Below are 16,017 nucleotides of genomic sequence, written 5' to 3' on the forward strand. Positions count from 1 at the left end.
GCATTGATGGGTTTGGTTAGCCAGTTTATGGTCGCTAACTTATTTATTCCTTTTATTTATTGTTCCCTTTATTTATTTTATTTGTGAGCCACTGATATGAAAGCCAGTCAATTTTTATTTGCCACATTAAAAGAGACACCAAGCGATGCTGATATTGTCTCCAGTCAGCTGATGGTCAGAGCAGGTCTGATTCGTAAGCTGGCATCAGGGCTGTATGTGTGGCTACCGATGGGTCTTAGGGTGTTACATAAGGTTGAGAGCATCGTGCGTGAAGAGATGAATGCCATCAATGCTCAAGAATTGCTTATGCCAATGACTCAACCTGCTGAGTTATGGCAAGAATCAGGACGCTTTGATGATTATGGGGCTGAATTGCTCAGATTTAAAGATCGTCATGAGCGTGATTTTGTGCTGGGTCCGACACATGAAGAGGTCATTACCGACATCGCTCGCAACCAGTTACGCAGTTATAAACAGTTGCCTATTACCTTTTACCAAATTCAAAGTAAGTTCCGTGATGAAATCCGCCCTCGCTTTGGCATCATGCGTGCTCGTGAATTCACCATGAAAGATGCGTATTCATTTCACATTGACCAAGCATCATTGGCGGATACTTATCAAGACATGTACCGTGCCTATGGCAACATTTTTACCCGTTTGGGGTTGAACTTTCGTGCGGTACAAGCTGATACTGGTTCGATTGGGGGCTTTGCATCACATGAATTTCAAGTGTTGGCAGATAGCGGTGAAGATGACATCGTATTTTCAAACGGTTCAGATTTTGCTGCCAATATTGAGCTTGCTGAAGCCATCTGTACCACTGAGCGACCTGCCGCCACGCAACACAAACAAAACGTCCCAACACCCAACATGCCAACGTGTGAAGCCGTCGCTTGTCATTTGGGCATTGATTTGGCACAAACTGTCAAAACGCTCATCGTCAAAGGACAAACTGCTGAAGGTGCACCGCAACTGGTGGCGTTGGTACTCAGAGGTGACCACACCTTAAATGACATCAAAGCTGAAAAAATTGCCGAAGTCAGCACGCCTTTGACCATGGCAAGTGAAGAAGACATCAAATCAGCAGGTCTTCATAAAGGCTATATCGGTGTGGACTTAGACATGCCTGTGTTTGTGGACAGATCAGCTGCCGTGTTGAGCGACTTTGTCAGTGGGGCAAACCTACCTGATCACCACAGCACAGGAATGAACTGGGATAGAGACGCACAAATCACTCGTGTGGTGGACATTCGTAATGTGGTTGAAGGCGACCCATCACCTGATGGCAAAGGCACGCTCCAAATCAAACGGGGCATCGAAGTTGGGCATATCTTTCAACTGGGGGATAAATACTCGCAAGCGATGAGATGCAACGTGACAGGCGAAGATGGCAAACCTGTTACCTTAATGATGGGTTGCTATGGCATTGGGGTCAGTCGCATCATCGCCGCTGCCATCGAACAAAACCATGACGACAATGGCATCATTTGGCCTGCCACCCCTGATAAAGCCGACTCTATCGCCCCGTTTGATGTGGCAATTGTGCCACTGGCAAAAGGCAAAGGCAATCATGATGACGACCCTGTTAATGTGCTGGCAAATGAGCTGTATCACGAACTTTTGCAACAAGGCGTTAACGTCCTGCTTGATGACCGCAACGAACGCCCTGGGGTGAAATTTGCTGATTTAGAATTGGTCGGTATCCCCCACCGCATTGTGGTGTCTGCCCGCAACATGAACGAAGAATATCCAGAACAAACTCAATATGAATATGTCTATCGTGGTCATGGTAATGACAATGGTGAAAAACAGTTGCTGAGTCATGATGACGTGTTGGCAAAAGTTTTAGGCTAATGGCTAGGGCGTGTTGAACTTTGATATTTATCGATATTTATCAAAGCAATATTTATCAAAGCCATTTATCTCAAAGCCCAAAGCCATTTATCAAAACAGCCTATCAACACAATTCATCAGACCCCATCATATTAGGTTAGGGCTTTTTTTAGAGAGCAACTTACCGTTGGTCTTTTCATTTTCATTTTTATGTTTATGTTTACTGCCGATTCAACCGACTGGGTTTTGGCAATAAACTTAAATCACTTGCCCGACACGGATTGATGTCAATACCACCACGGCGTGTGTACCATGCCCGTACCACAAGGCTTTTGGGTGAAAACACATGGGTTAAATCACTAAAAATCTGTTCCACACATTGTTCATGAAAGCCATTATGATTGCGAAAACTTAAAATATAAGTCAGTAATCCTACTTTATCAATCGATGGGCAATCAATCATAATCTCTACTGTACCCCAGTCGGGTTGATTGGTAACAGGACAGTTTGAGCGAAGCAGATGTGAGTGAAAGATTTGTTTCTTACTCATTTGACCATCGGTGGCAAATGCCAAATAGCCACTATCCACATCTTGAGTCATGGTGATTTTTTGACCGCCATCAGCAAAATCATCAAATAAATCATCAACACACTCACCTTGTGGCTCACTAATGGGTAAACTATCAGCCGTTTTAACATCAAAAATCTGTATTGTTACATCAGCATTGAGACATGTTGATAAATCTTTTTCAATGACATTTTGTATCTCTGATTGACTGTTAAATTCGCTAAAATTTAAGCTGTTAAAATACAGTTTCAGCGATTTTGACTCAATGATATATTCAGACGTGGCAGGAATGGCAAGACGAGCCATCGCCACCTGTGATATGCCTTGCGGGTTAAGCCATGACAGCTCAAATACATGCCAAAAATCTGTACCACAGCTTAATTGGTCAGCAGGCAAAGCAAGCTTTTTGCGTCCCAATGCCCGAGGAATGGGATAAAGAATATTAGGAGCGTAGGTTTTCGGGTAGGTGGTGGATTGACCCAAATGGCTGTTTTCTGGGGTTTGTTTCGTATTCATTGTTTATGCTTTTATTTAATGACAGGATTCATTTTATTATCGGTTTACCGATTGGGGAAAAAGATAAGAATGTTGATGATTTGGTTCTCGTCGTCAACAGAAAACTATGGTGTATTATAACGTAAAATGATGGCTTTTCTTAGAATTTAATCAGATTGGTTTTTGGTTTGTGCCACCTGATACAGGTTTTGGATTTTTTTGAATATTATCAAGCGTTTTTTGAATGGCAAAAGCCAAATTTACAAAAGCCAAATTTATCGCACATTTGGCAGTTGCCATACTAAATCCGTATCCTTTTCCCATCATTCAACAAATAATACGCCACAGCATAAAAAATCGCCGTAACCCCCCCAATTGCCAAAAGCGACCCACACACATTAACATCTGACTGCCCCAAAATTCCAAAGCGAAACGCATTAACCATATACACAATCGGATTAAACAATGACACCGTTTGCCAAAAAGATGACAAATTCTCCATCGAATAAAATACCCCACCCAAATAGGTCAGTGGTGTTAGCACAAAACTTGGTACGATAGAAATGTCATCAAATGAACGAGCAAACACCGCATTTATCATACCTGCCAGTGAAAATAACACTGAGGTCATCACCACCGTAAACACCGTAACAAAAGCATGTACCATGCTTAATTTGGTAAAAAATAACGCCAATATGGTCACTATGAAACCAATCACCAATCCACGAAACAGCCCACCTGCGACATATCCCAATAAAATCGTGTGTTTAGAAATCGGACTGACCAGCATCTCTTCAATACTGCCATGAAACTTCGTCGAAAAAAAACTGGATACCACATTAGAATAGCTGTTGGTAATCACCGCCATCATGATAAGCCCCGGTACGATGAACTGCATATAAGGCACACCGCCCATCTCACCAACACGAGAGCCAATCATTTTACCAAAAATAATAAAATACAAGCTCATGGTAATGGCAGGTGGTAAAAGCGTCTGTGGCCAAATGCGTAAAATGCGTTTCATTTCTTTGCTGGCTAGGGTAATAAAAGCAACCCATTGCTGTTGTAAATTCATGGTTAACTCTATGTCTATTCATTAAATCGATGCTCATTAAATCTATTTTGGTATGTGGTTTTTTATAGACCTAATTTTCTAATTTTTCCGTTAAATTATTTTCCACAATTCCTAAAAACAACTCTTCCAACCGATTGGATTTATTTCGCATGCTTGCCACATCAACTTGCTGTGCATCTAATTGAGCAAACACATCATTTAAACTTTCCCCTTTTTTTAGCGTTACCTCTAATGTTAATGGGTCTGGTTGGGAGGTTTTAACCACATGATTTAGCACAATTTTTTTGTCATGCGGTGTGGTTAAATCCAATACAAAACTTTCCATATCAAGACTTGCCAATAAGCTTTTCATATCCGTGTTAATGCGAATTTCACCATGGTCTAAAATGGCAATATTTTTACACAGTTGTTCGGCTTCTTCTAGATAGTGGGTGGTTAAAATGATGGTCGTCCCTTCTTGCTCGTTAATATGTTGCATAAACTCCCACATCGAACGGCGAAGTTCAATATCCACACCTGCGGTTGGTTCATCCAGAATCAACAAACGTGGGCGGTGCATTAAGGCACGGGCTATCATCAGTCGGCGTTTCATGCCGCCTGAGAGCGAACGGCTTTTGGTGTCTTTTTTATCCCACAATCCCAATGCTTTGAGCAACTGCTCAGCTCGTGGTAAAGCGTCTTGTTTGCCAATGCCAAAATACCCTGCTTGTAACAGTAAAATATCAAGGCATTTTTCAAATTGGTTAAAATTAAACTCTTGTGGCACAACCCCCAAAAACTGCTTGGCTTGGCCTGGATTGGTAAGTAAATCCACCCCAAATATTTCCACTCTGCCACAGGTGGGCTTAAATAGTGAGCTGATGATGCCTATGGTGGTGGATTTACCTGCTCCATTCGCCCCAAGTAAGGCAAAAAATCCACCCTGAGGTACTGTCAAATTGATGCCCTTTAAGGCAGTAAAACCGTTGGGGTAGGTTTTTGATAAATTTTGGATTTTTAATGCTGGTTGCTGGTTTTGTGGTTGGTCAGATGTCATAAAGACATGTTCCTTTATTGTGGTTATGCTTAATATTATTAAGCTTAATATTATTGACATTATTGTGCTTGATTTTACTTATCATGCGATTGACATGGCCATTAATACAATATGGGGATAAATATGGCGATTTAAATTTAGCCAAAAACAAAAACACCCCAAAAGTTGTCTAATATTTGGGGTGTGGCTTAATCAAGACAGGTTTTTAATAAGTCAAAAAAATAAGTTAGCTGACACTTTTGACCATATAGTCCACAGCGTTCTGCACTTCTTCATCAGGAATGTCTGCTCCACCCTTGGCAGGCATGGCGTTAAAGCCTTCAATGGCATGTTTATATAAGGTGTCATTGCCTTGGGCAATGCGAGCCCCCCAATCACCTGCATCACCCAATTTGGGTGAACCAAGCAGGCCGCCAGTATGGCAAGTGTGGCAAACAGCATTATACACAGTTTTGCCATCACGAGGTGAGCCATCAGCATTGCCTGCCCCAGCTGCGGTTACGGTGACATCACAGTCTTCCCCTTCAAAACACACTTTGCCATAAGGCTGAATGCGTGCCACAAGTTTGGGGTATAGAGCAATCAACTTTTGAACTTGAGGGGTATCTTGGGGGATTTGTGCTTTTGGCTCAGCGTCTGCTTGAGCTTTGGTGGTTGGTGTTGTGGTGGCATCAGCAGTCTCTACGGCCATGGTGTCGGTTGCCATGGCTTCATCAGCCACGCCATCAGCAACCGCTGGCTGGCTGGCTGTCGCCACTGTGTCAGTGGTGGTTTCTTCTGCTTGGCTAACGGCGATGCCAGACATTGCCAATACGGCAACGGTGGTTAACATAACTACTTTTTTCATTCGTCACGTCTCTCATTTTGTAAACGTAAAACATTGCAAACGTAAAACAACGTGAAACAATGTTGATGCACATTACGATTGGTAGAAATATCTTGGGTGCGTCCTATTTTTCCCCACCATTATAAGGGATAATGACCCCAAATTGCCATGAAAGATTAACAGAAAATTTTATAAACCACCCAGTTTTTTATGATTTTGTGTCATTTAATACATTTAGTCAGGATTATTGGTCGGTTTCCAGTCAGAGTAAAGTTGGCAAGTTGCTTTTTTTTTGTTAGACTGTCTGCCCTTATCTGCCATAATGGTGATGGCGGTGATGGTCATTGTTTTGGTAACAGCCATCTGACATCCATTCTTTGTGTTATTTCATGTGCTCGTAGCTCAACTGGATAGAGTACAGGTCTCCGAAGCCTGTGGCGTGGGTTCGAGTCCCGCCGAGCACACCATAAACTCCCATAAATGTGCATTCTCTGGGTCAAGCTCCAGTTTGGCTTTATAGAGCGTTTCGCCTTTGTCCAGTTTTAGTAGTTCTGCTAATCTTAGAATAAAATCATCATTGAGCTGTCTGTATCCTTTTTTGAAGCTTGCTAATCTTGTGCGATTTATCTGCAAGATTTCGCCTGCCTTTTCTTGCATACCTGCTTTTAATAAGAAATGCCAGTATTTGATAATAATAGACTTCCTGCAAAACTAATGAGCAACAATCGGATTATTCTTATTGTATAAGGCTTTTGTAAAAAACCCGAACCTAATAAAATTGAGGTTTTACAAGAAGTTCAATAAATTTAATAGAAATAAATAAAAAAGCAAATCTATCATTGATGACAATCCACCAGCCATCATCACAACCACAGAAACTCAGTCAGACATAGATAAACTCAATCAAGAAATTCAAAAAATCCAGCTTGAACAGCAATTAGCCCAACTCAAACAGCAGTCACAGCCTGCCAATGTCATTAGCTTTGGTGGTAAATGCAAAACATACAGTCAAAGCGGTCAACACATACCCATGCCATTAGATGAGTGCATGCAATACGCTAATGGCGAAAAACCATTATTTAAACAGTCGGTTGATGCCCAATTTATGGCAAATGATTATTGATTTATTGTAGCCTAAAAGCTACAATAAATACATTAAGGAGCTAACATGTTTACGCTAAAGAAAACCGATGAATTTAATAAATGGCTAAAAAGGGTTAAAAATCCAATTGCTAAGAAGTCTATTGTTTCAAGGTTACACCGTCTTGAAGTATTTGGTCATTTTGGTGACTTTGAGCATGTTGGCGATGGCATCATAGAATTAAGAATACACACTCATGGCGGTATTCGAATTTACCTTCAGCAAACAGAAGAAACTCTTGTTTTATTGCTACTTGGCGGTGATAAAACAACACAAGATTATGACATTAAAAAGGCTAAAGACATTGCTAAAGAATATGGAGCATGACATGAAAACACCAACCGAATTTAACGTTTTTGATTATTTTGATACAGATGATGAAATTTTAGACTATCTCAACGACTGCTATAATGATGCTGATGAACGCCTGTTTGTGTCCGCTATCGGTCACTTAATGAAAAAAAAGGGCGTTGCTGAAGTTTCTCGCTTAACTGGCTTAAATCGTGAAAGTCTATACAAAACAATCAATGGCACAACATCTCCTAGCTGGGACACAATGATGAGAATTTTAAAAGCTTTGGATATTGGTTTTACTATTAAATTTAATCAGCATGATGCTTGTCATGCTTATAACGCATGATATAACCAACAATTATCATAGCCTTGTCATGCAGTAATTTTGCTGTGTCACAAAGTTTTTACCATGCAATTTATTAAACTATCTGATTTTCAACTCTTTTTTTTAAGTCTTATAAATACCAGGCTCATAACTTTTGGTTAAAAAGCCATTAAATTTTCAGCCTTTTAAAATCGATAAGTTATAAAGAGTTGAGAATGGGGTATTAAATTGGAAAATGATTTAGGGAATGGTTATTAAAAAGTTAAAACCCCTATCGTAAATGTACCACCATATCAGACAGCTCATTACCTTGTGGGTCATGTTCAAGATGATAATGTTGTCTGAGCAGATGCCCAATTTCATCGAGCAGTTCGCTTAAACTATTTTGCACATCACCTTTAGCAAGCCCTGCAATGGCTTTGTCGCACATTGCTTGCCATACGGTTGGACCAACATGGGCGTTAATACCACGGTCAGCAACGATTTCTAAGTCATGCTCACACACATTGACATACACCAATACGCCTGTGTTTTCTTCGGTGTCCCAAACTCGATACTCGCTAAATAGGCCAATGGCTCGCTCTCGGCAATTACTGCGATATGCCATGTTGACAGGTAAGTGATTTTCGATGATGAGAAACACTTCACCACGATGACCCACTTCTGCTTCGGTGACTTTTTTGCTTAGGTAAGCCTTTATGTCATTGGTGAGCCATTTACCATGTAACATGGGGATAAATATCACTTGTCGCCACCAACGTGCAAGACTGGGCTGAGTTAAATCTTGCCCAGCTGTTGCACGTTGGTTGGGGGAGGCTATATGATGATTTTGCTGAATTGTCATGGTCATTTTGCCTTGCTTAATTTGAACAGCTTAATATGAACGATTGAGCTTTAAATTGGGCTTTAAATTATAATGTAGCATTTTACCAAGAACCACCTGCCCCACCACCACCAAAACCACCGCCGCCGCCACCAAAACCACCTGAGCCAAAGCCACCACCGCCAAAACCACCACCACTGCCACCACCAAAACCACCTGGCACAATGATGGGCGTGCCACCACTACGCCCACCTCTACCACCACCATTACCCATCAAAAATATCCATAGGAAAATGGCCAAAATCAGTGACAGAATAAAACCACCACCCAATGCCATGGAAAGAAAGAAAAAACCGCCTGATATCAGTCCAGAGCCCAAAAATCGCCCAAAAATACCCGTCACGATGTTGCCAGCGAACAGTCCAATGATGAACAACACGATTGGGTTGATGCCAGATACGCCACTTTGTGATTGTTCACGTCGAGAAGCCAGTTCATCAGCTTGGGCCAGAATATCTGGATCAGTGGTGAGTCGCTCTTCGATACGGTCAAGGGCTGCATTTAACCCACCTGCATAATCACTTTGCTTAAATCTGGGAGTAATCTCTTCACGAATAATGCGACTATTAATGGCATCAGGCAAAACGCCTTCTAGCCCATAGCCAGATAAGACATATACATTACGGTCATTAATCGCCACCAATATCAACAGTCCATCATCGGTGTCTTTTGCCCCCAACTGCCAACGATTGGCAACTTGCAACGCATAATTAAACATTGGGGTGCCGTTGGTGGTGGGGATAATGACAATGGCGGCTTGCGCCAATCCTTGCTGATAAATGCCACGTAAGCGTTGACTTAGATGTTGTTTTTCTTGTGCCGATAATATGTTGGCTTGGTCAACCACAGGCTCATTTAAGATAAGTTTGTCTGATTCAACCGCTTGAGCGGTGGATTGTCTGGGTATGCCATGATTGACTGTGGCGGTATTGATATTGGTGGTTTTACTTTGAGTGGTGTTATCTTGCGATTGTCTGCTAAAGCTTTCGCTAACCGTGCCGATGGCGTTACCAATGGCATCATTGCCCAACACAGTGTCATTGACCACTTGGTTTTGTTTGCTGACCTGACCGATGGTAACCATATCATCTTCAAAGCCGTTGTTTTCAAGACTGTTGGCTTGGACAATGGCAATGTCATCTTGGGCGTGTGCCAACGTTGGAGTAATCAGACTTAAAGCCACCAAACTGCCTAAACTTAGCATACTCGCGCTGAAACCCATGCTAAGGACACATGGCATCAGAGCAACCCCAGGGTTCTTAACAAAAACACCCAAGCCCCCACCCCACCCACAATAACGCCGTGTTCCACTGACGGTTTTGGTTTGAGATTTGGTTGATTGGGTTTGCCCACGTTTAGTCATTATCGATGGTCCTTCGCTTTTTTTAGTCAATACATTTTTTAATCAACACTTATTTGGCAATTATTGGGCAAATTTTATCCACCCACTTACTATCTACCTACTTGCTATCCACCAAATATTACCCCCATCAAATGTCATTATCCACCAAATTGGTCTGCCAATCAGTCACCAAAATTGACACTCGGAGCGGTGGAGATTTGCTTTTCATTGTCCACAGTGAAGTTGGGTTTGGTGTCCATGCCAAAGACTTTAGCGGTGATGTTGCTGGGGAATTGACGCACCATGGTGTTATAGCCTTGCACTTCTTGGATATAATTATTGCGGGCGACGGTGATGCGGTTTTCTGTGCCTTCAAGTTGTGCTTGTAAGTCTTGGAATAAGGCATCAGATTTGAGTGCTGGGTACTGCTCAGACACTGCCATTAGGCGAGACAACGCGCTGCCCATTTGAGCTTGAGCTTCTTGGTATTGTTGTAAGGCTTGTGGATTATTTAACACTTCTGGGGTAATTTGGATGCTGCCTGCTTTTGAGCGAGCTTCTGCCACTTGGGTAAATATTTCTTGTTCTTGGTCGGCGTATTGTTTGACCACGTTTACTAAGTTAGGCACAAGGTCAGCACGGCGTTGATATTGATTGACCACTTCTGACCAAGACGCTGCCACTTGCTCATCTTGGGCTTGTAGTTGGTTATAGCCACAGCCAGACATGCCCACGGTGGACACAGCCAACACAGTCGCCATGAATATAGATTTTAAAGACAATGTTTTATACATATGGTGGTTTAACATGTTGTTTAACATTAAGGTTGCTCCCAAACAAAGCCATAGACCAAACAAATCCATGGACTTAAATACCATAATACCATCAATTTAGTATCGATTGATTGATGCTATTATGCTGACCCAATGCCCTATTTACAATGCGATAAACACAAAAAAGCACAAAAGCACACGCATTCATGACATTTTTTTATTCATGAGTTGTAATTAGTGCTGGTAATTTATGCGATTTTATGGCACATTGCTGTTACGTATGGTTACATAACCCATCATAAGTTAACTTTGTTTATGTTTTGTCAATACGTTGGTTTGTCAATAACAATACGTCAGTGATACGTCATCAATACGTTGGCAAATGTCGATTCAATCAACCTTATCAGATAAGGACATCAATTATGGAAGGTTTAATCAATGCCTTAAATGGCATCATCTGGAGTCCAGCTTTGATTTATCTTTGCTTGGGCGCTGGTCTGTTTTATTCTATTTTAACCAGATTTGTCCAAGTTCGCTTGTTTGGTGAGATGCTTCGCTTATTGTTTAGCGGCCAGTCAAGCTCTTCGGGCATTTCATCGTTTCAAGCATTGGCGGTATCGCTTGCTGGTCGTGTGGGCATGGGCAATATCGCTGGGGTTGCTGCTGCCATTGGTTTTGGTGGCCCAGGTGCGGTGTTTTGGATGTGGATAGTGGCATTTTTGGGTGCATCAACCGCCTATGCTGAGTCCACGTTGGCACAGATTTATAAAGAAAAAGACGAGCTGACAGGACAGTACCGTGGGGGTCCTGCGTATTATTTTGAAAGGGCATTGGGGCAGAAGTGGTACGGTGTTTTATTTGCCATTGCGTCCATCATCTCTTGTGGCATCTTTTTACCGGGGGTGCAAGCCAACGGTGTGGTGAATGCGGTGACTCAAGTCATGGGCGATGGCACGATGATGACAATCATGGGCAATGATGTTGGCACAATACGCTTAATGGCGTTGGGGGTGATTTTGTTGGTGTTGGGAGTCATCATCTTTGGTGGCATCAAACGCATTGCCAACTTTACTGAATTTGTTGTTCCCTTTATGGCACTTGGCTATATCGCCCTTGCCCTTATCATCATGGTGATGAATTTTCATATGATACCCACTGTGTTTGGCAGCATCATCAGCGATGCGTTCACGGCACAAGCAGGGTTTGGTGCTGCCATTGGTTGGGGGGTCAAGCGTGGCATCTACTCTAACGAAGCAGGGCAAGGCACAGGTCCACACGCTGCTGGTGCTGCTGAAGTTGACCACCCTGCACAACAAGGGTTGGTACAGGCATTTTCGGTGTATGTGGATACCTTATTGGTGTGTTCTGCCACCGCATTTATGATTTTGACCATGAACACTTATAACATTCAAGGCACGCTTGAGAGCGGTAATTTTATCGTTCAACATGTGGATGCCACAACTGAAATCAACTCGCCTGCTTTTACTCAGCTGGCAATGGAAGCCTCTTTTGGTACTTTTGGTGATACGTTTGTTGCCATTGCCATTTTTTTCTTTGCGTTCACCACCATTTTGGCTTATTACTACATCGCTGAAGTGAACATCACCTATTTGACACGCTTTTTGGGTCGTTCGGCTCATAAAAATGGCTTGATGTTGGTCAAAATCCTCATCATGATGATGGTCGCCTATGGTGGTCTAAACAGTGCTGGCTACATTTGGAACATGGGCGATGTGGGCGTTGGTCTGATGGCGTGGTTAAATATTGTGGGTATTTTGATTATTTTCTTTGTGGCACGCCCTGCCATGGACATCTTAAAAGATTATGAATCTCAATTAAAAGCAGGTGTGAAGCATTTCACCTTTGACCCTGCTAAATTCGGCATTAAGAATGCCCCTTATTGGGAAGAGCGTAACCGCAATCGCCAGTGATTGGCACTAAGAGATTGATATTAAAAGATTGACATTAAGACAACTCAAACGGTTAAGTTCACAAAAAATCCCTTATCGGTTGATGGGGGATTTTTTATGGCAGCTTATAAGCTGTGTGTCAATTGATACATGCTCAGGCTATTGTTACAAATATGCAATAAAATCGGCAACCATAAGCTGGCGGACATCACTCTGGCCAAACTAAATAGCAAGGCAAGCATAAAAATGGTTACCATACCATACACATCATATTGCAAATGCACCACAGCAAACAGCACACTGCTGACCAAGCTTGCTGTGCAAAACGCATGCACTGGCTTGGCAAATTGCTGAGCGACTAACGACCACATTACCCCACGAAACAGCACTTCTTCATAAATGGGGGCAAGCACAGTAACCGATAAGATTAGCAACCATTTAGGATTGGCACTGTCATACAAGGGACGCATAAATTCAAGGGCATCTATTCCAAGCCATTGACTGAATGTCTCACTTATCAGCACAAACACCATCAACACACTGACAAACATGCCTACCCAACGCCACTTTGGCAGATGATTAAGAGATAAAAAATGCCCCACATCACCCCCTTGGGCTTTGATGGTCAGCCAGCATAGCCCAATTAAAAAAATGGCATTAAACACCACCGAAACCGCCAACGTCGTGCCATTATCCGCTGCCATTAAAAACTTAATAAAAATATCCACATGACTTGTGGTAAGTTCATCGGGCAAAAACGGCAATGCCAAAACCACACTGATGAGTTGCACCACAAAGAATGCCAACAACAAAAATAGCAATAAAAATGCACTGGTGGTTTTACCATATAGTTTGGGCAGGGCAAAAAATGTTGCCCAATTTGGCCAAATAAGACGCTGAGTGATTGATTTTGGCTGGTGGGGCTTTGGTTGGTGAGGCATGGGCAAACTCAAGCAAATTCAATTAAAAAAAGGCCGCTGAGCAAGCCAGCAGTTGCGATGATTATGTTTGGCAAATATTTAAACTGACATTGAAAACCATAACCACAAAACCATGACCAAAAGAGCATGACCAAAAAAGTATGACACACTCATGTGATGGCATTGATGGTCATTTGATGATGATATTAAGCACCTTGTTTGGCGATGATGTCAAGCACCTTGACAGCGGTGGCGGTTGGATACATCAGTGGAAACATATGCCCTCCTTGAGTCAATTCATGGACAATGCCAAGACGTTGTTGTAGTTTTTGATAAAAATGATTTTTAACAAAAGGGCTGTCTTCTCCTGCTAAAATACTCACCGCTCGATTTGGGGCATGATTGGGCGTGAGCCAAAACCACGATGGGTTGGAGCGAAATACCGCCACTTCATTGGCTTTTGGTATGGTTAAAGTGACTTGTCCATCAAAAGTGTCTGTCAGACCGTACTGAATATAATTATCAAAACACATGGGGTCAAAGGCACTAAAAAATGGGTTATCTTTAAGTGATTGGCGTGCATCATCACGGCTTGCCCACACATCTCGCCGCCGTTTTGACAAACCTGACGGTGATAGTTTGTCCATAAAGTGATAAGGTTTGGGTATTTTTTTTAACCAACTCTCTGCCCAGCTCAAAACCAACCCATGCGTGTTGGTTGTGTCAGTTGTGGTGGTGGCAAGTGTGGCGATGGCAAGTCGCCTATGGTCATCAAGACACAGCAAGACTTTATCAGCTTGCTTAGCAAGATGCCACGCCAAGCTTTTATGTCCATAAATCAAAGGTGGGTCCATCAACACCGCTTGAGCAAACTGTTCTGGAGCTTGGTACACTGCCTTTAATGTACACAAAGAGCCAAGCGAATGCCCAACAGCCACCACTTGGCGAACGCCATGGGTGCGACATGCCGAAGCCACACTGTCGATGATTTGTTGGGTGAGGTTTTGCCAATGGTTATCCACCGCATAACCAGCTGTGGCCGCAAAATGGGGAATATACACCACGGTAAAATGCTCTGACCAAATCTCGAACAACGGCTCATATACTTGGCTAGGAATGCCATTGGCATGGGTGAAGTGCAAAATGGGCTTGCCTGTCAGTTGAGAGACGCACGGTTGAGAGACGCAGTTTTGTGGTGCGTGGTTTGCTGACTTGCTAATGGCATCAGCATCACCCATATCAAAACAACTGCCATCTGTTGCATTGGCTTGGCATTTTTTAGGGTGATGCAAGGTTTTAGGGTGATATGTTTTAGGGTGATATAGAGTCGGGGCAAACGTATTTTTTTGCCCCTTTTGTTGTGGATTGGTTTGCAAATTAGGGTGTTCTACTGATTGCTCTGTTAGCATAAATTCCCTTGATGGCCATTTAAATCATTGATAACTGGCAATTGGCAAGCTGCCTTATGCTTACTTTAGCTCATACTTACCTTAGCTCAGTTTGGTTTTGCTCTTGTGGCAAGATTTTTAGATTTAAAGCACTGCCCAGCCCTGAACCCATTTTTACTGCAAAATGGTCCAAAAATGCACGCATGGGGTCAATGGGGGTGTAATTGACTGTGGTGTCTAGCTCAAGCTGTTTTTCCAGCTGAGACAGACCGCCCTTTTTATCCGCCAGTCCTAAAGTAATGGCTTGTTCACCTGTCCAAAATAACCCTGAAAATAGCTGATTTTCTTCAGGATTTTTGAGTCGCTCACCACGACCTTGCTTGACTGCATCAATAAAGTGTTGATGCGTATTGGCAAGTACGCTATTGATGTGTTGTTGTTCAAACTCGGTCATCGGACGGCTTAAGCTTAAAATGTCTTTATACTCGCCTGCGTGCATGGTGCGGTCTTTGACACCCATTTTATCCATTAAACCTTGAATGTCATAGTTAGGCATGATAACCCCGATAGAACCGACCAAGCTTGATGGATTCACATAAATTTCATCAGCGGCAGAAGCGATATAATACGCACCTGATGCCCCAATATCACCAATGACGGCATAGAGTTTTTTGTCAGGGTATTCTTGACGCAAATCCATCATGGTTTGCCAAATTTCATCAGATTGTACAGGTGAGCCACCGGGTGAATTGATGTTTAATGCCACTGCTTTGGCACTTTCAGTACTAAAAGCTTGTCTGAGGGCATCGCTGACATCTTCGGCATTGGCATCAGAGCTTGCACTGATTGTCCCTTGCACATCCACCACCGCCAAATGTGGTTCGGTGGTACTCACCGCTTCTAAGCCACCACCTGGCTGGGTGGCACATCCACGCCCCATGATTAAAAATATCAAAATCAAATAGCCAAAAGTTAATAGCTTAAAAAATATATTCCAACGGCGAGCTCGGCGTTGTTCTTCGATGCTTGCCATTAGGGTTTTTTCAAGTAATTTCCATTCCTGTCCTGTCGGCTCATGTGCCATTTGTGAGCTGATGACAGGTTGGTTGGTTGCTTTTTTGTTTGGGTCTGGCGGCCAGTTCATACCGTTTCCTATTTTTTTACAATCAATAAATTTTTAACACAAGAAACACTTAATACAAAAAAAA

The 16,017-nt window shown here is 42.6% G+C and carries 15 protein-coding genes and 1 tRNA gene; 5 read left to right on the forward strand and 11 right to left on the reverse strand.

Translation table 11 applies throughout. The annotated features are described in order from the left end of the window. Window positions 1-96 precede the first annotated feature (96 nt). Window positions 97-1,854 (forward strand): proline--tRNA ligase, encoded by a 1,758-nt coding sequence (locus WDM69_RS07590; RefSeq protein WP_078307889.1) that lies wholly within the window; start codon window positions 97-99, stop codon window positions 1,852-1,854. A gap of 199 nt (window positions 1,855-2,053) precedes the next feature. Here WDM69_RS07590 and queF read toward each other — a convergent pair whose 3' ends face one another. The 5 genes from queF to WDM69_RS07615 all read right to left on the reverse strand — a co-directional run bounded on the left by queF (window position 2,054) and on the right by WDM69_RS07615 (window position 6,196). Then, entirely contained in the window at window positions 2,054-2,917 is an 864-nt protein-coding gene (gene queF / locus WDM69_RS07595; protein ID WP_078307887.1) for an NADPH-dependent 7-cyano-7-deazaguanine reductase QueF, read from the reverse strand. A gap of 280 nt (window positions 2,918-3,197) precedes the next feature. Next, window positions 3,198-3,971 carry an ABC transporter permease gene (locus tag WDM69_RS07600; protein WP_338755250.1) on the reverse strand — a complete coding sequence of 258 codons (774 nt, stop codon included), beginning with the start codon at window positions 3,969-3,971 and terminating at the stop codon, window positions 3,198-3,200. A gap of 70 nt (window positions 3,972-4,041) precedes the next feature. Then, complete coding sequence (locus WDM69_RS07605) at window positions 4,042-5,007, reverse strand: ABC transporter ATP-binding protein (protein WP_338755251.1); 966 nt, start codon at window positions 5,005-5,007, stop codon at window positions 4,042-4,044. A gap of 226 nt (window positions 5,008-5,233) precedes the next feature. Continuing rightward, window positions 5,234-5,854, reverse strand: a complete 621-nt coding sequence (locus WDM69_RS07610) for a c-type cytochrome (RefSeq protein WP_078307882.1) — start codon at window positions 5,852-5,854, stop codon at window positions 5,234-5,236. 213 nt (window positions 5,855-6,067) lie between these two features. Continuing rightward, window positions 6,068-6,196 carry a hypothetical protein gene (locus WDM69_RS07615; RefSeq protein ID WP_276206634.1) on the reverse strand — a complete coding sequence of 43 codons (129 nt, stop codon included), beginning with the start codon at window positions 6,194-6,196 and terminating at the stop codon, window positions 6,068-6,070. A gap of 28 nt (window positions 6,197-6,224) precedes the next feature. Here WDM69_RS07615 and WDM69_RS07620 point away from each other — a divergent pair. From WDM69_RS07620 to WDM69_RS07630, 3 genes are all read left to right on the forward strand, one after another. Next, window positions 6,225-6,300 (forward strand) — tRNA-Arg (locus WDM69_RS07620). Window positions 6,301-7,001: 701 nt separating this feature from the next. Continuing rightward, window positions 7,002-7,301, forward strand: a complete 300-nt coding sequence (locus tag WDM69_RS07625) for a type II toxin-antitoxin system RelE/ParE family toxin (protein WP_078307881.1) — start codon at window positions 7,002-7,004, stop codon at window positions 7,299-7,301. 1 nt (window position 7,302) lies between these two features. Then, on the forward strand, window positions 7,303-7,614 hold the full coding sequence (locus WDM69_RS07630) for an addiction module antidote protein (RefSeq protein ID WP_078307961.1): 312 nt from the start codon (window positions 7,303-7,305) through the stop codon (window positions 7,612-7,614). A 250-nt stretch (window positions 7,615-7,864) separates the two neighbouring features. On the opposite strand, the gene WDM69_RS07635 is transcribed toward WDM69_RS07630, so the two are convergent. The 3 genes from WDM69_RS07635 to WDM69_RS07645 all read right to left on the reverse strand — a co-directional run bounded on the left by WDM69_RS07635 (window position 7,865) and on the right by WDM69_RS07645 (window position 10,579). Further along, entirely contained in the window at window positions 7,865-8,437 is a 573-nt protein-coding gene (locus tag WDM69_RS07635; protein ID WP_338755252.1) for a TPM domain-containing protein, read from the reverse strand. Between the two features lie 82 nt (window positions 8,438-8,519). After that, entirely contained in the window at window positions 8,520-9,839 is a 1,320-nt protein-coding gene (locus WDM69_RS07640; RefSeq protein ID WP_338755253.1) for a TPM domain-containing protein, read from the reverse strand. A 161-nt stretch (window positions 9,840-10,000) separates the two neighbouring features. Then, entirely contained in the window at window positions 10,001-10,579 is a 579-nt protein-coding gene (locus tag WDM69_RS07645; protein WP_411350811.1) for a LemA family protein, read from the reverse strand. 434 nt (window positions 10,580-11,013) lie between these two features. Here WDM69_RS07645 and WDM69_RS07650 point away from each other — a divergent pair, with 434 nt between their 5' ends. Then, complete coding sequence (locus WDM69_RS07650) at window positions 11,014-12,522, forward strand: alanine/glycine:cation symporter family protein (protein ID WP_338755255.1); 1,509 nt, start codon at window positions 11,014-11,016, stop codon at window positions 12,520-12,522. A gap of 104 nt (window positions 12,523-12,626) precedes the next feature. Here WDM69_RS07650 and WDM69_RS07655 read toward each other — a convergent pair whose 3' ends face one another. The 3 genes from WDM69_RS07655 to sppA form a co-directional block, all read right to left on the reverse strand. Further along, window positions 12,627-13,442 carry a CPBP family intramembrane glutamic endopeptidase gene (locus tag WDM69_RS07655; RefSeq protein ID WP_078307878.1) on the reverse strand — a complete coding sequence of 272 codons (816 nt, stop codon included), beginning with the start codon at window positions 13,440-13,442 and terminating at the stop codon, window positions 12,627-12,629. 185 nt (window positions 13,443-13,627) lie between these two features. Beyond that, a complete protein-coding gene (locus WDM69_RS07660; RefSeq protein ID WP_338755256.1) occupies window positions 13,628-14,830 on the reverse strand; it encodes an alpha/beta fold hydrolase in 1,203 nt (400 codons plus the stop codon). Between the two features lie 76 nt (window positions 14,831-14,906). Continuing rightward, window positions 14,907-15,953: a signal peptide peptidase SppA gene (gene sppA, locus WDM69_RS07665; protein WP_338755257.1), complete on the reverse strand. Its 1,047-nt coding sequence runs from the start codon at window positions 15,951-15,953 to the stop codon at window positions 14,907-14,909. Between the last annotated feature and the right edge of the window lie 64 nt (window positions 15,954-16,017).

It is taken from the genome of Lwoffella lincolnii (assembly GCF_037201985.1).
In the GTDB taxonomy this organism is placed as follows: domain Bacteria; phylum Pseudomonadota; class Gammaproteobacteria; order Pseudomonadales; family Moraxellaceae; genus Psychrobacter; species Psychrobacter lincolnii.

What these genes read in the sequence shown, in the direction of transcription:
- WDM69_RS07660 (WP_338755256.1), bottom strand. Translation starts at nt 14,830, where the DNA reads ATGCTAACAGAGCAATCAGTAGAACACCCTAATTTGCAAACCAATCCA.
- WDM69_RS07600 (WP_338755250.1), bottom strand. Translation starts at nt 3,971, where the DNA reads ATGAATTTACAACAGCAATGGGTTGCTTTTATTACCCTAGCCAGCAAA.
- WDM69_RS07645 (WP_411350811.1), bottom strand. Translation starts at nt 10,579, where the DNA reads ATGGCGACTGTGTTGGCTGTGTCCACCGTGGGCATGTCTGGCTGTGGC.
- WDM69_RS07630 (WP_078307961.1), top strand. Translation starts at nt 7,303, where the DNA reads ATGAAAACACCAACCGAATTTAACGTTTTTGATTATTTTGATACAGAT.
- WDM69_RS07635 (WP_338755252.1), bottom strand. Translation starts at nt 8,437, where the DNA reads ATGACAATTCAGCAAAATCATCATATAGCCTCCCCCAACCAACGTGCA.
- WDM69_RS07650 (WP_338755255.1), top strand. Translation starts at nt 11,014, where the DNA reads ATGGAAGGTTTAATCAATGCCTTAAATGGCATCATCTGGAGTCCAGCT.
- WDM69_RS07655 (WP_078307878.1), bottom strand. Translation starts at nt 13,442, where the DNA reads ATGCCTCACCAACCAAAGCCCCACCAGCCAAAATCAATCACTCAGCGT.
- WDM69_RS07625 (WP_078307881.1), top strand. Translation starts at nt 7,002, where the DNA reads ATGTTTACGCTAAAGAAAACCGATGAATTTAATAAATGGCTAAAAAGG.
- WDM69_RS07590 (WP_078307889.1), top strand. Translation starts at nt 97, where the DNA reads ATGAAAGCCAGTCAATTTTTATTTGCCACATTAAAAGAGACACCAAGC.
- sppA (WP_338755257.1), bottom strand. Translation starts at nt 15,953, where the DNA reads ATGAACTGGCCGCCAGACCCAAACAAAAAAGCAACCAACCAACCTGTC.
- WDM69_RS07640 (WP_338755253.1), bottom strand. Translation starts at nt 9,839, where the DNA reads ATGACTAAACGTGGGCAAACCCAATCAACCAAATCTCAAACCAAAACC.
- WDM69_RS07605 (WP_338755251.1), bottom strand. Translation starts at nt 5,007, where the DNA reads ATGACATCTGACCAACCACAAAACCAGCAACCAGCATTAAAAATCCAA.
- queF (WP_078307887.1), bottom strand. Translation starts at nt 2,917, where the DNA reads ATGAATACGAAACAAACCCCAGAAAACAGCCATTTGGGTCAATCCACC.
- WDM69_RS07615 (WP_276206634.1), bottom strand. Translation starts at nt 6,196, where the DNA reads ATGGCTGTTACCAAAACAATGACCATCACCGCCATCACCATTATGGCA.
- WDM69_RS07610 (WP_078307882.1), bottom strand. Translation starts at nt 5,854, where the DNA reads ATGAAAAAAGTAGTTATGTTAACCACCGTTGCCGTATTGGCAATGTCT.